Origin of the sequence: Cellulomonas sp. GbtcB1 (assembly GCF_019091725.1) — a bacterium.
Lineage (GTDB): Bacteria > Actinomycetota > Actinomycetes > Actinomycetales > Cellulomonadaceae > Cellulomonas.
Map to the genome: position 1 here is coordinate 32,773 of NZ_JAGXJG010000006.1, position 12,945 is coordinate 45,717.

Consider the following 12,945-nt stretch of genomic DNA (forward strand, 5'->3'; position numbering starts at 1 on the left):
CGGGTGACCCCCTTGCCGCCGGGCTGAACGCGCGTTTACTCTGCTGAACGTGCGTTCAGCGACGACCGACGACGACCTGACCGCCCGCGCCCGGATCCGGGACGCGGCGCTGCTGCGGTTCGCCCGCGACGGCTTCGGCGCCGGCCTGCGCGCCGTCGCCGCCGACGCAGGCGTGAGCCCGGCGCTGGTCATCCACCACTTCGGGTCCAAGGACGGCCTCCGGGCCGCCTGCGACGCGTACGTCCTGGACCGCATCCGGTCGCAGAAGGAGGCGTCGCTCACCACCGAGACGCCCCGCGAGTCGATGGCGCACCTGGCCGACCTCACGCAGTACGGGCCGGTGTTCGGCTACGTCGTCCGCAGCCTCGCGGCCGGCGGCGCGCTCGCGTCCCGGTTCGTCGAGGACATGGTCGCCGCGACGGCGGAGTACCTGGCGCTCGGGGTCGCGGCGGGCACCGTGAGCCCGTCCGTCGACCCGGCGGGCCGGGCCCGGTACCTGGTCGCCCAGAGCGTCGGGCTGCTGCAGCTCGCGCTCATCGACGCCGAGGCGGGCCGCGCGCCGTCGCCGACGCTCGAGCCCGTCGCCGCGTTCACCGCGCTGTCCCGCTGGGCGGTCGTCCCGGCGATGGAGATGCTGACCGAGCCGCTGCTCACCGACCACGACCTGCTGGCGGCGGCCCTCGACGAGCTCGCCCGGGAGGAACCATGACCAGCCACCCGACCACCTCCGCCGCCGTCGAGGTCCGCGGCCTCGTCAAGGCGTTCGGCCGCCGACGGGCGCTCGACGGGCTCGACCTGACCGTGCGCCAGGGGGAGGTGCACGGCTTCCTCGGCCCGAACGGCGCCGGGAAGTCGACGACCATCCGGGTGCTGCTCGGCATGCTGCGCGCCGACGCGGGGGAGGCCCGGGTGCTCGGCGCCGACCCGTGGCGGGACGCCGTCGCGCTGCACCACCACCTGGCGTACGTGCCGGGGGAGGTCGACCTGTGGCCCAACCTGACCGGCGGCGAGGCGATCGACCTGCTCGGCCGGCTGCGGGGCGGTCTCGACCCCCGGCGGCGGGACGATCTCGTCGGGCGGTTCGAGCTCGACCCCACCGTGCGGGTGCGGGCGTACTCCAAGGGCAACCGGCAGAAGGTCGCGCTGGTCGCCGCGCTCGCCGCCGACGTCCCGCTTCTGGTCCTCGACGAGCCGACGAGCGGGCTGGACCCCCTGATGGAGGCCGAGTTCCAGCGGTGCATCCGCGAGGCCGCCGGGGACGGCCGCACGGTGCTGCTGTCCAGCCACATCCTCGCGGAGGTGGAGGCGCTCTGCGAGCGGGTCACGATCATCCGCGCCGGCCGCGCCGTGCGGTCGGGCACGCTCGACGAGCTCCGCGGGCTGACCCGGACCGCGGTCGTCGTCTCGCTGCGGGACCCCGACGCCGCGCTCGCCGCCCTGCAGGGCGCGCCGGGCGTGCACGACCCCGCGCACGTCGACGGGCACGTCCGGCTCGGCGTCGACGCCGAGGCGCTGGACGACGTGCTGGCGCTGCTGCCGCGGTTCGGGGTCCGGGGCGTCACCGCGCACCCGCCGACGCTCGAGGACCTGTTCCTCCGGGAGTACGGCGAGACCGTCGGGAGCCCGCGGTGACCGCCGTGGCCGCGCCCGCCGCCCGCCCCGCGGCACCGGTGTCCCGAAGCGCGACGGACCGCTGGGCCGGCACCGGCGCGCTGGTCCGGGTGGCGCTGCGGGTCGAGCGGGTGCGGCTGCCCGTGTGGCTGGTCGCCGTCGCCGGGCCGACCGCCGTGTCCGCGTCGTCGGAGGCGGACCTGTTCCCGACGCCCGAGTCCCGCGCGGCGCGCGCGGAGCTCATGCGGTCGCCGGCGGCGACCGCGCTCGGCGGTCCGGGGTACGGGCACGACGACTACACGATCGGCGCGATGGTCGCGAACGAGCTCGGCGCCTGGGTCGCGCTCGCGCTCGCGATCATGTCGGTGCTGCTCGTGGTGCGGCACCTGCGCGGGGCGGAGGAGTCGGGACTGCTCGAGGTGGTCCGCTCGACGCCGGTGGGGCGGGACGCGCCGGTGCTCGCGGCGGTCGTCGTCGTGACGGTCGCGGACCTCGCGATCGGGCTCGCGCTCGCCGCCGCGCTGGTCGGCACTGGCTTGCCGGCCGCCGGGGCGCTGGCCTTCGGGCTGGGCTGCGGCCTGGTCGGGCTCACGTTCGGCGCGACCGCCGCGGTGGCCGCCCAGCTCGTCACGCACGCCCGGACGGCCTCGATGCTGGGGACGGCCGCGATCGGCGCGGGGTTCGTGCTGCGCGCCGCCGGGGACGTCCGCGCCCCGGAGAGCGGCAGCGTGCTGAGCTGGCTGTCCCCGTTCGGCTGGTCGCAGGCGACCCGCGCCTGGGTCGACGAGCGCTGGTGGCCGCTCGCGCTGCCGGTGCTCGCCTCGGCCGCCGCGTTCGGGGTCGCGGCGCTGCTGGCGGAGCGGCGCGACCTCGGCGACGGCCTGCTGCCCGAGCGCCCCGGCCGCGCGCACGCCTCGCCTCGGCTGACGGGGGTCGCGGCCGTCACGCTGCGCCGGCTCGCCGGGGCGCTCACGGGCTGGGCCGTCGGGGTGGCCGCGATCTGCGGGCTCGTCGGGGTGCTGGCCCGCGAGGTCGTGCAGTTCATCGAGGACGAGCCCGCCCTCGGCGCGTTCTTCGGCGAGGGGTCGGCCGCGGCGGCGGACGCGGCGCTGGCCCGGTACCTGCTCGTGGCGGTGGCGCTGGCCGCGGCGGCGGGCGTCCAGGGGGTCGGGGCGGTGCGCGCGGAGGAGGCGGCTGGGCGCGCCGCGCACGTGCTCGCGGGACCGGTGGGCCGGGCCCGGTGGCTCGGGGCGCAGCTCGCGGTCGTGCTCGGCGCGGTGATGGCCATGGTGCTGCTCGGCGGGCTGGTCATGGGCCTGACGGCGGCGAGCACCCTCGACGACCCCGCGCTGGTGCCCCGGCTGCTCGGCGCGGCGCTCGCGCAGGTGCCCGCGCTGCTGGCGGTGACCGGCGCGGCGGTGCTCGTCCTGGGGGTCGCGCCCCGCGCGTTCGGGCTGGCGTGGGCGTACCTCGGCTACGTCGCGCTGACCGCGATGCTCGGCGGGGTGCTCCCCGACGGCAGCGACGTCGCGTCCCCGCTCCGGTACACGCCGGGGATGCCCGCCGAGCCGATGGACTGGCCCGCGGTGCTCGTCCTCGCGGCGGTCGCGGTGCTCCTGGTCGGCGGGGGCGTGCTGGCGTTCCGGCGGCGGGACCTGCTCGCCTGAGGGGCGCGCGCCCGCCCGCGCCGGTCCGCCGGGAGCCGCCGCCCGGCCGCTAGGCTGCCGCGGGACCTCCGGGCCGGCGCGCTGACGCGGCCGCGCCCGACCGGAAGGCGGCAGGGAGTTCGTGCATGAGTGACACCGACGGGCGCTTCGCGCGCCGGGAGACCGGCACGCCGGCGCCGGGCGTCGGGCGGTTCGGGGACGACCGGCCGCAGTGGCCGAGCCTGCGAGGCGACACGGGCGGGGCCGCCGGGGCGGGTGCACCGTCGGCTCCGGCGACGGCCTCGGGTGCGACGACCCCGGCGGCTCCGGCGACGGCCTCGGGTGCGACGACCCCGTCGGTGCCGGTGGCGCCCGCCGCCCCCGCCGCGCCCGCGGCCCCCGCCGCTCCTGCCGCCGCGTGGACCCCCGCGGGCATGCCCGCCGACCCGACCCCCGGCGACGTCCCGCCGCCCACCCGGCGCAGCCGGCGGTTCGCCGCCGCGGACGACGCCGCCCCGTCGCAGCCGGTCGACCCCGCCGAGCGGACCGCGGCCCTCGCCCGTGCCGACGCCGCGCTCCAGGCCGGCGAGGCCCAGGCCCGCACCGCGGCCCTGGCGCGCGCGGACGCGGCCCTGCACGTCGCGGGAGCGGGCGGCGCGGCCGACGCAGGCCCGGGCGGCGACGACCCGGACGGGCCCGACGCCACGACGCCCGCCCGTGGCCGGCGCCGGTGGGTCGTCGTCGGTGCGGTCGCCGCCGCGGTGCTCGTGCTCGGCGGCGCGGGTGCGGCCTGGTTCCTGACGCGCGACGACGCCGGCGGCACGGCTGCCGCCCCGCCGGACGTGGTGCTGCCGTCGCCCACCGCGTCGGTCGCCCCGACGGCCCGCGCGGCGACCACGGCGTTCGCGAGCGCGCTGCCCACCACGCTGCTGCAGTACGCGCTGGCGTCCTCCGCCGACGACGAGGCCTGGCTCGCCCAGGGCGCCGTCGAGGCCTACGCCGAGACGTACACCGACGGGGCCGACGGCACCGTCACAGTGCAGGCAGGCCAGTGGGAGACGCCCGAGGAGGCCGCCGCGGCGCTCGCGGCGGTCACGGCGACGCTCCCGGCGGCGGCGGACGCAGCGACCGGTGAGGCCACCGACGGCGCCTCCGCCGACCCGACCGCCGCGGCGGGGCCGGCCGTGCTGCTGCAGGGCGAGGTCCTCGTCGGCGGTGCACCCACCGGCACGGTCACGGTCGTCGACGCGGGGGACGGCACCGGCGTCGCGGCGTGGAGCAACGGCACCACGGTGTTCGTCGTCCGGGGACCGGCCGCTGACATCCGCAACCTGTACGCCGCCTACCCCCTCTGACCCGCGCGAACCGCCCGGCGCGGCCCTGCGGGACCGCCCCGCGCGCCGCGAGGCCGCCTTCGCGCGCCCGCCGAGCGAGCAGCCGACACGTCGAGCGAGTAGTCGGCGACTGCTCGCTCGACGCGTCGGTGACCCCGTCGCCACGGAGTCCCGGTCCGCGGTCCCGCCGGGCGGCGGCGCGGTCCGTGGGGTAGACCGGAGGTCGGCGGCCCGACGGCGCGACCGCCCCACGCCCGCCGCCACCCCGCGGCGCGCCCCGCAGGCGCCGTGCCCCCCCGGCCGGCGCCGCCCGACCGAGGAGGACCATGGCACGCATCGGCACCACCGACCTGGACGTCCTGCCGCTGAACCTGGGCGGCAACGTGTTCGGCTGGACCGCGGACGAGCAGGCCTCGTTCGCCGTCCTGGACGCGTTCGCCGAGGCCGGCGGCAGCTTCGTCGACACCGCGGACGTCTACTCCGAGTGGGGCGACGGCCACGAGGGCGGCGAGTCCGAGGCGACGATCGGGCGCTGGATGGCCGCGCGCGGCAACCGCGCGGACGTGGTCGTCGCGACGAAGGTCGGCAAGCTCAGCACCCGCCGCGGCACCTCCCGGGCGGTCGTCCGGGCCGCGATCGACGACTCGCTGAAGCGGCTCGGCACGGACTACGTCGACCTCTACTACGCGCACGAGGACGACCAGGACACCCCGCTCGAGGAGACCGTCGCGGCGCTGGGCGAGGTGGTCGCGGACGGCAAGGCCCGGTACGTCGCGGCGTCGAACTTCTCGCCCGAGCGGCTGGCCGAGGCGCTGCGGATCGCCGACGAGCTCGGGGTCGCCCGGTTCGTCGCCCTGCAGCCGCACTACAACCTGGTGCACCGCGGCGCCTACGAGGGCCCGCTGCAGGAGCTCGCCGTCCGCGAGGGCCTCGGCGTGCTGCCGTACTCCTCGCTGGCGAGCGGCTTCCTCACCGGCAAGTACCGCGACGGGTCGCCCGCCGTGGACAGCCCGCGCGCCGGATCGGCCGGGCGCTACCTGGACGACCGCGGCCGCCGGGTGCTGGCCGCCCTCGACGCGGTCGCCGCCGCGCACGGCACGTCGGTCACCGCCGTGAGCCTGGCGTGGCTGCGGGTGCAGCCGGGCGTGGTCGCGCCGATCGCGAGCGCGCGCTCGGTCGAGCAGCTCCCCGACCTGCTCGCCGGCGCGACGCTGGAGCTCGCGGACGACGAGATCACGGCCCTGTCGGACGCCTCGGCCTGACCAGGGCGCCGACCACCTCCGCGACGGGAGGATCCACTCGCACCGGAACACCCGGGCGTGCCCGTGCGAGTGGATCCCTCCGCACGCCGGAGCGGGGGCGCCGGGGCCCCGCCGCGCGCCTCAGCCGCCCGCCGAGGCCCCGGCGGCGCCCGCGGGCAGCGCGTCCGGGGCGGTCGCGAGCGGGAGGCGCACCGTGAACGTGGTCGCCCCGGGGGTGCCGTCGACGTCGATCGTGCCGCCGTGCGCCGTGACCACCGCGTGCACGATCGCCAGCCCGAGGCCCGTCGACCCCGCGGCGCGGTTCCGGGAGGCGTCGCCACGGGCGAACCGCTCGAACAGCCGCGACCGCAGCGGCTCGGCGATGCCGGGGCCGTCGTCCCGGACCCGCAGCACCGCGCGGTCGCCCTCCCGCGCGACGGCCACCACCACGGTCGTGCCGGCCGGGGTGTGCACGCGGGCGTTCGACAGCAGGTTGACCAGGACCTGCCGGAGCCGGTGCTCGTCCCCGACCACCAGCGCGGGCTCCGCCCCGTCGTCGTCCGCCCCGTCGGGTCCGGCGTCTTCGCTGTGCAGCGCGCCGAGGTCCAGCCGCCAGGCGTGGTCGGGGCCCGCCGCGTGCGCGTCGGCGACCGCGTCGACCGCGAGCGCGGCGAGGTCCACCTCCTCGAGGTCGAGGTCCCGCCCGGCGTCCAGCCGCGCGAGCAGCAGCATGTCCTCGACCAGCGTGGTCATCCGGCGAGCCTCCGACTCGACGCGGCCCATCGCCCGCACGACGTCGTCGGGCAGGTCGCCCGGCAGCCGCTGCACGAGCTCGGCGTAGCCGCGGATCGACGCCAGCGGGGTGCGCAGCTCGTGGCTGGCGTCGGCGACGAACCGGCGCACCTGCGTCTCGGACTCGTGCCGGGCGGTCAGCGCGGACTCGACGTGGCCGAGCATCCGGTTGAGCGCCGAGCCCACCTGGCCGACCTCCGTGGCCGGGTCGGTGTCCTCGTCCGGCACCCGCTCCCGGATGTCGACCTCCCCGCGGGACAGCGGCATCTCGGACACCCGGGTCGCGGTCGCGGCGACCCGGTCCAGGGGGCGCAGCTCCCGGCGCACCAGCACGGTGGCGATCGCGGCGGCGACCAGCAGACCGAGCACGGCGACGACGACCTCGACCACGACGTAGTCGTCGACGGTGGACGTGATCCCCGCCAGCGGGACGGCGGTGACCGAGGTGCTGCCGTTGTCGGACTCGACGGCGATCGCGCGGTAGCTGCCCAGGTCCGGGAGCTCCACCGTGCCGGGGTCCTGGTCCGGCTCGACCGCGAGCAGCGCGGCCAGCTGCTCGTCGGTCAGGCCCTGCACGTCGCCGGAGGCGTCCAGGTAGCCGGCGACCGGCGTACCGTCCGCGGTCTCGAACACGCTCACCGTGCCGACGTCCTGGCCCGGCAGCCCGAACGCGGGCGGGATGCTGCCGCCGCCCTGCTGCCCGTCGCCGGCCTGCGACCCGGCACCGGACCCCGACCCGTCGTCGGCCCCCGCCGTCGGCGCCCCGGACGGCAGCTGCCCCGGCGCCGCCCCCCGGTCCAGCCGGTCGGGCGCGGCCGCGGCCCGGCGGCTCGCGTCCTCCAGCCGCTGGTCGACCTGCGTCATCAGGGAGCTGCGGAGCGCGAGCGTCGACACCAGGCCCATGACGGCGGCGACGGTCGCCAGCAGCGCGACGACGACCGCCACCAGCCGCCGGCGCAGCGTCCACCGGGACCGCGGGGGCCGGGCGGCCGTCACGCCGCGGGCTTGAGCACGTACCCGACGCCGCGCAGGGTGTGCAGCATCGGCGTCCGGCCCTTGTCGATCTTCCGGCGCAGGTAGGAGACGTACAGCTCGACGATGTTGGCCTGGCCGCCGAAGTCGTACTGCCAGACGCGGTCGAGGATCTGCGCCTTCGACAGCACGCGCTTGGGGTTGCGCATGAAGTAGCGGAGCAGCTCGAACTCGGTCGCGGTCAGCCGGATGTCGTCGCCGCCGCGGCTGACCTCGTGCGAGTCCTCGTCCATCCGCAGGTCGCCGACGACCAGCACGGCCTCCTCGCGCTCCGAGACGGCGCCGGCGCGGCGCAGCAGGGCGCGCAGCCGGGCGACGACCTCCTCCAGGCTGAACGGCTTGGTGACGTAGTCGTCGCCGCCCGCGGTCAGGCCGGCGATCCGGTCCTCGACGGCGTCCTTCGCGGTGAGGAAAAGGACCGGGACGTGCGGGTGGGTGGCGCGGATGCGGCGCAGCACCTCCAGCCCCGACAGGTCGGGGAGCATGACGTCGAGCAGGATCACGTCCGGCTCGAGCGACCGGGCCTGCTTGATGGCGGCCTGGCCCGTGAGGGCGTGCTCGACCTGCCAGCCCTCGTACCGGAGCGCGGTGGAGAGCAGCTCGGCCAGGGTGGCCTCGTCGTCGACGACGAGGGCCCGCACCGGCTGGCCGTCCGGGCGGGTGAGGGCGTCGCGCTGGAGCGTGGAGGTGGTCATGGCACGAGCATGGCCGCGCGACCTGGGGCGCCCCTGACGTCGACCTGTGGGAACCCTGTGAGCCGCTCAGGTGCGCGCCGGGTGGCCGGTCAGTCGCGCTCGATCACGGACAGCACGTTCCCCGACGGGTCGGTGAACCAGGCGATCAGCGGGCCGCCGCCCCGGAACACCCCGTCCTCGTCCGTCTGCGTCGGCGCGCCCTCGTACCGCTCGAACCGCACGCCGCGGCCGCGCAGCTCCGCCACGGCGGCGGGCACGTCCTCGACCGGGAAGTTCAGCACCGTGAACGAGGCGGGCACGTGCGCCTCGCCCTTGGGGTAGAGCAGCACGTCCCGGCCCGCGAGGTGCAGGAGCAGCATCCCGTCCCGCTCCTCGGCGTCGAGGCCGAGCACGTCGGCGTAGAAGGCGCGGGCGGCGGGCACGTCCGCCACCGAGTAGCCGCTGAAGGACTCGCGGAGGTCGAGCATGACGGACTCCCTCGTCGTCGTGGGCCCGGGCGGCGGGCGCGCGGCCGCGTGGGCCGGGTGCGCCCAGCGTGCACCCGGGACGGCGTCCCCGGGAAGACGCCCGGCCCGACCGGACACGACCGGCCCCGCCCCGCGCACGCCCCTCGCCGACTCGGTGGAGGATTCGTGTGCGGCCCCGGCGCCGCCCGGACCGCGGCGACCCGCTCGCCTACCGTGGTGCCCATGCCCCGCCCGACCTCCGCCCCGGCGACCCCCTGGCGCGCCCCCGAGGCCGCCGACGGGGGACCGGGCCGCGTCGACCCGCCGGTCCGCTGGCGCACCCCCGCCGGCACCGCGCGCCGGGTCGCGTCGGCCCTGCTGGTGGCGCTGGTCGCCGTCGTGGGCATCGGCGTGACGTGGCGGGTGTTCGTCGGGACCGAGCAGGGGCAGGCGGTCGACCAGGCGTCGCTGGACGGCGCCCACATCGGCCAGAACCGGCTCTGGGAGGTCGCCGAGCCGGTGCTGGACGTGGTCTCGGTCGGGTTCATCGCGGCGGCGATCGTCGCGTGCGCGGTGATCGCGTTCGTCCGGCGCCGCTGGGGCCTCGCGCTGGTCGCCGCGGGCGTGCTGGCCGGGGCGAACGTCTCGACCCGCGTCCTCAAGCACTGGGTGCTCGACCGGCCGGACCTCGGCTACGGCCCCGACTTCAACACGCTGCCCAGCGGGCACACGACGGCGGCGGCCTCGGTCGCCGCGGCGGTGCTGCTCGTCGTGCCGCCGCGCGCCCGGCCCTGGGCCGCTGTGCTCGGCGGCGCCTACGCGGGGGCCACGGGCGTCAGCACGCTCGTCGGCCAGTGGCACCGGCCGTCGGACGTCGTGGCGGGCCTGCTGGTCGTGCTGGCGTGGGGCGCGCTCGCGTGCGCGGTGCTGGCGCTCGGCGTCGACACCGCCACGGACCGCCGCCCGCCGACGGCCGCCCTGCGCACGGTCCCGCGCGCCGGCCGCCCCGCCCGCGGGGACGGTCCCGGCACCGCCGTGGCGGCCTGGCTGCTCGCCGCGGTCACGGCCCTCGCCGGGGGCGCAGCCGCGGTCGCGCTGCGCCGCACCTGGCTGTCCGACGACCCGGTCGGGTCCACGGCCGCGCTGCTGACGTCGTACGGTGGCGGGGCGCTGGGCATCGTCGCGGTCGCGGCCGCGTCGTCCGGCGCGCTGCTGGTGCTGCGCCGGTCCGCCACCTCGGGGTCGGACCGGGTGGGACCGACGTCGTAGAGTTCCCCCGCACCGGCGGTGGCATGCTGTCGCCGCCCGCACGCCCGGCACCACGGGTCGGCAGTCCGAAGGAAGCAGGAGCGCATGTCCGCAGGTCGCAAGCTGGTCATCGTGGAGTCGCCCGCCAAGGCGCGCACGATCGCCGGGTACCTCGGCGACGGCTTCGACGTCGAGGCCAGCGTCGGTCACATCCGTGACCTGCCGCAGCCCAGCGAGCTGCCCGCGGAGATGAAGAAGGGCCCGTTCGGCAAGTTCGCGGTCGACGTCGACAACGGCTTCGCGCCGTACTACGTCGTCGACTCGGACAAGAAGAAGAAGGTCACGGAGCTCAAGCGGCTGCTCAAGGACGCCGACGAGCTCTACCTCGCCACCGACGAGGACCGCGAGGGCGAGGCCATCGCGTGGCACCTGCTGCAGGAGCTCAAGCCCAAGGTGCCGGTCAAGCGGATGGTGTTCCACGAGATCACCCGCGAGGCCATCACCCGCGCGCTGGAGAACACCCGCGAGCTCGACGACCGCCTGGTGGACGCGCAGGAGACCCGGCGCATCCTCGACCGGCTGTACGGATACGAGGTCAGCCCGGTCCTGTGGCGCAAGGTCCGCCAGGGCCTGTCCGCCGGCCGCGTGCAGTCCGTGGCGACCCGCCTGGTGGTCGAGCGCGAGCGCGAGCGCATGGCGTTCCGCGCCGCGGACTACTGGGACCTGACCGCGACGTTCGCGGTGGCCGACGCCGACGAGCCGTCGTTCGGCGCCCGCCTGGTGCAGCTCGGCGAGCGGCGCGTGGCAGCGGGCCGCGACTTCGGCGACGACGGCGTGCTCAAGGGCTCCGGCGCGTCCCGCCCGGTGCACCTGGACGAGGGCGCCGCGCAGGCCTGGGTGTCCGCGCTGGACGGCGCCGGGTACGCGGTGCGCTCGCTGGAGACCAAGCCGTATACCCGCCGCCCGGCGGCGCCGTTCACGACGTCGACGCTGCAGCAGGAGGCCAGCCGCAAGCTGCGCATGTCCTCCCGGCAGACGATGCGCACCGCGCAGACGCTGTACGAGAACGGCTACATCACCTACATGCGGACCGACTCGCCCAACCTGAGCACGCAGGCGATCGACGCCGCGCGCCGCCAGGCGTCGGAGCTCTACGGCGCGGACCACGTCCCCGACGCCCCGCGCGTCTACGCGTCCAAGAGCAAGGGCGCGCAGGAGGCGCACGAGGCGATCCGCCCCGCCGGTGACAACTTCCGCACCCCCGCCCAGGTGGCGCGCGAGCTGTCCGGCGACCAGTTCCGGCTGTACGAGCTCATCTGGAAGCGCACCGTCGCCTCGCAGATGGCCGACGCCCGCGGCTCGACCGCCTCGGTGCGGATCGCCGCGACGGTGCCCGCCCCGGAGCTGCCCGCCGGCAGCACCGCGGCCCACGCCACGACCGCCGGAGCGCCGACCGACGCGCTGTTCGCCGCGTCCGGCACCGTCATCACGTTCCGCGGCTTCCTCGCCGCGTACGAGGAGGGCCGGGACGTCGACCGATACGCCTCGGACGCCGAGGGCAAGGCCGCCGAGGGCGCCAAGGAGACCCGGCTGCCGCAGATGGCCGAGGGCGACCCGGTCACGGAGTCGGACCTCACGGCCGACGGCCACCGCACGTCCCCGCCGCCGCGCTACACGGAGGCGAGCCTGGTCAAGGCGCTGGAGGAGCGCGGCATCGGCCGCCCGTCGACCTACGCCGCGACGATCTCGGTCATCCAGGACCGCGGCTACGTGACCAGCCGCGGCCAGGCGCTGGTGCCGAGCTGGCTCGCGTTCGCCGTCACCCGGCTGCTGGAGGAGAACTTCGACCGGCTCGTCGACTACGACTTCACCGCCTCCATGGAGGAGGACCTCGACGCCATCGCCGCGGGGCAGAAGGACCGCGTCGACTGGCTGACCCGGTTCTACTTCGGATCCGAGGCGGCCGAGGGTCCCGACGGGGACGGCCTGCGCGAGCTCGTCGCGAACCTCGGCGAGATCGACGCCCGCGAGGTCAACTCGATCGAGATCGGCGACGGGCTCACGCTGCGCGTCGGCCGGTACGGGCCGTACATCGAGGAGTCGGGAGGCGAGCCCGGCCCGGACGGCAACCCGCGCCGCGCGTCTGTGCCGGACGACCTGGCGCCCGACGAGCTGACGGCCGAGAAGGCCCGCGAGCTGCTGGAGACCCAGCCCGAGGGCGACCTCGTGCTCGGCACCGACCCGACGACGGGCACGACGATCGTCGCCAAGAACGGCCGGTACGGTCCGTACGTCACGGAGCTGCTGCCCGAGCCCGAGCTCGACCCGGGCCTGTCGGCGGCGGCGAAGAAGCGCGCGCTCGCGGCGGCCCCGAAGCCGCGCACCGGCTCGCTGCTGAAGTCGCAGTCGCTGCAGACGATCACGCTCGACGAGGCGCTGCAGCTGCTCAGCCTGCCGCGCGTCGTGGGCACGGACCCGGAGACGGGCGCCGAGATCACCGCGCAGAACGGCCGCTACGGCCCGTACCTCAAGAAGGGCACGGACTCCCGCACGCTGCCGTCGGAGGAGGCGATCTTCACCACGACGCTGGAGGAGGCGCTGGCCATCTACGCGCAGCCCAAGCGGGGCCGCGGGGCGACCGCGACGCCGCCGCTGCGCGAGCTCGGCGAGGACCCGACGTCGGGCAAGCCGATCGTGGTGAAGGACGGCCGGTTCGGCGCGTACGTCACCGACGGCGAGACCAACCGGACCCTGCCGCGCGACACGACGCCCGAGTCGATCACCCGCGAGCAGGCCGTCGAGCTGCTGGCGGAGAAGCGCGCGTCGGCGCCCAAGAAGAAGCCGGCCGCCAAGAAGGCCGCGGCGCCCCGCAAGAAGGCGGCCGCCAAGAAGTAGGGGCC

General features: G+C 76.9%; 10 protein-coding genes. 7 read left to right on the forward strand and 3 right to left on the reverse strand.

Annotated elements, in window-relative coordinates; all coding sequences use genetic code 11:
- Positions 1–49 precede the first annotated feature (49 nt).
- From KVT14_RS03745 to KVT14_RS03765, 5 genes are all read left to right on the forward strand, one after another.
- A complete protein-coding gene (locus tag KVT14_RS03745; protein ID WP_217614431.1) occupies positions 50–709 on the forward strand; it encodes a TetR/AcrR family transcriptional regulator in 660 nt (219 codons plus the stop codon).
- Positions 706–1,632 carry an ABC transporter ATP-binding protein gene (locus KVT14_RS03750; protein WP_217614432.1) on the forward strand — a complete coding sequence of 309 codons (927 nt, stop codon included), beginning with the start codon at positions 706–708 and terminating at the stop codon, positions 1,630–1,632. The genes KVT14_RS03745 and KVT14_RS03750 overlap by 4 nt, the downstream gene beginning before the upstream one ends.
- Positions 1,629–3,278 (forward strand): ABC transporter permease, encoded by a 1,650-nt coding sequence (locus KVT14_RS03755; protein WP_217614433.1) that lies wholly within the window; start codon positions 1,629–1,631, stop codon positions 3,276–3,278. Before KVT14_RS03750 ends, KVT14_RS03755 begins: the two co-directional genes overlap by 4 nt.
- A gap of 125 nt (positions 3,279–3,403) precedes the next feature.
- Positions 3,404–4,612 carry a hypothetical protein gene (locus KVT14_RS03760; RefSeq protein WP_217614434.1) on the forward strand — a complete coding sequence of 403 codons (1,209 nt, stop codon included), beginning with the start codon at positions 3,404–3,406 and terminating at the stop codon, positions 4,610–4,612.
- A 305-nt stretch (positions 4,613–4,917) separates the two neighbouring features.
- Positions 4,918–5,853: an aldo/keto reductase gene (locus KVT14_RS03765; RefSeq protein WP_217614435.1), complete on the forward strand. Its 936-nt coding sequence runs from the start codon at positions 4,918–4,920 to the stop codon at positions 5,851–5,853.
- Positions 5,854–5,973: 120 nt separating this feature from the next.
- On the opposite strand, the gene KVT14_RS03770 is transcribed toward KVT14_RS03765, so the two are convergent.
- From KVT14_RS03770 to KVT14_RS03780, 3 genes are all read right to left on the reverse strand, one after another.
- Positions 5,974–7,620, reverse strand: a complete 1,647-nt coding sequence (locus KVT14_RS03770; protein WP_308160872.1) for a HAMP domain-containing sensor histidine kinase — start codon at positions 7,618–7,620, stop codon at positions 5,974–5,976.
- Positions 7,617–8,351 (reverse strand): response regulator transcription factor, encoded by a 735-nt coding sequence (locus tag KVT14_RS03775; protein ID WP_217614436.1) that lies wholly within the window; start codon positions 8,349–8,351, stop codon positions 7,617–7,619. The genes KVT14_RS03770 and KVT14_RS03775 overlap by 4 nt, the downstream gene beginning before the upstream one ends.
- An 89-nt stretch (positions 8,352–8,440) precedes the next feature.
- Positions 8,441–8,818, reverse strand: a complete 378-nt coding sequence (locus KVT14_RS03780; RefSeq protein WP_217614437.1) for a VOC family protein — start codon at positions 8,816–8,818, stop codon at positions 8,441–8,443.
- A gap of 222 nt (positions 8,819–9,040) precedes the next feature.
- Between KVT14_RS03780 and KVT14_RS03785 the strand changes: the two genes are divergently transcribed.
- Both KVT14_RS03785 and topA read left to right on the forward strand, forming a co-directional pair.
- Positions 9,041–10,066: a phosphatase PAP2 family protein gene (locus KVT14_RS03785; protein ID WP_217614438.1), complete on the forward strand. Its 1,026-nt coding sequence runs from the start codon at positions 9,041–9,043 to the stop codon at positions 10,064–10,066.
- 84 nt (positions 10,067–10,150) lie between these two features.
- Positions 10,151–12,940, forward strand: a complete 2,790-nt coding sequence (topA, locus tag KVT14_RS03790) for a type I DNA topoisomerase (RefSeq protein WP_217614439.1) — start codon at positions 10,151–10,153, stop codon at positions 12,938–12,940.
- The last annotated feature ends 5 nt before the right edge of the window (positions 12,941–12,945 follow it).

Bases quoted from the DNA above. Each gene is read 5' to 3' on its own strand.
- KVT14_RS03750 (WP_217614432.1), top strand. From the start codon at position 706: ATGACCAGCCACCCGACCACCTCCGCCGCCGTCGAGGTCCGCGGCCTC.
- KVT14_RS03760 (WP_217614434.1), top strand. From the start codon at position 3,404: ATGAGTGACACCGACGGGCGCTTCGCGCGCCGGGAGACCGGCACGCCG.
- KVT14_RS03765 (WP_217614435.1), top strand. From the start codon at position 4,918: ATGGCACGCATCGGCACCACCGACCTGGACGTCCTGCCGCTGAACCTG.
- KVT14_RS03775 (WP_217614436.1), bottom strand. From the start codon at position 8,351: ATGACCACCTCCACGCTCCAGCGCGACGCCCTCACCCGCCCGGACGGC.
- KVT14_RS03780 (WP_217614437.1), bottom strand. From the start codon at position 8,818: ATGCTCGACCTCCGCGAGTCCTTCAGCGGCTACTCGGTGGCGGACGTG.
- KVT14_RS03785 (WP_217614438.1), top strand. From the start codon at position 9,041: ATGCCCCGCCCGACCTCCGCCCCGGCGACCCCCTGGCGCGCCCCCGAG.
- topA (WP_217614439.1), top strand. From the start codon at position 10,151: ATGTCCGCAGGTCGCAAGCTGGTCATCGTGGAGTCGCCCGCCAAGGCG.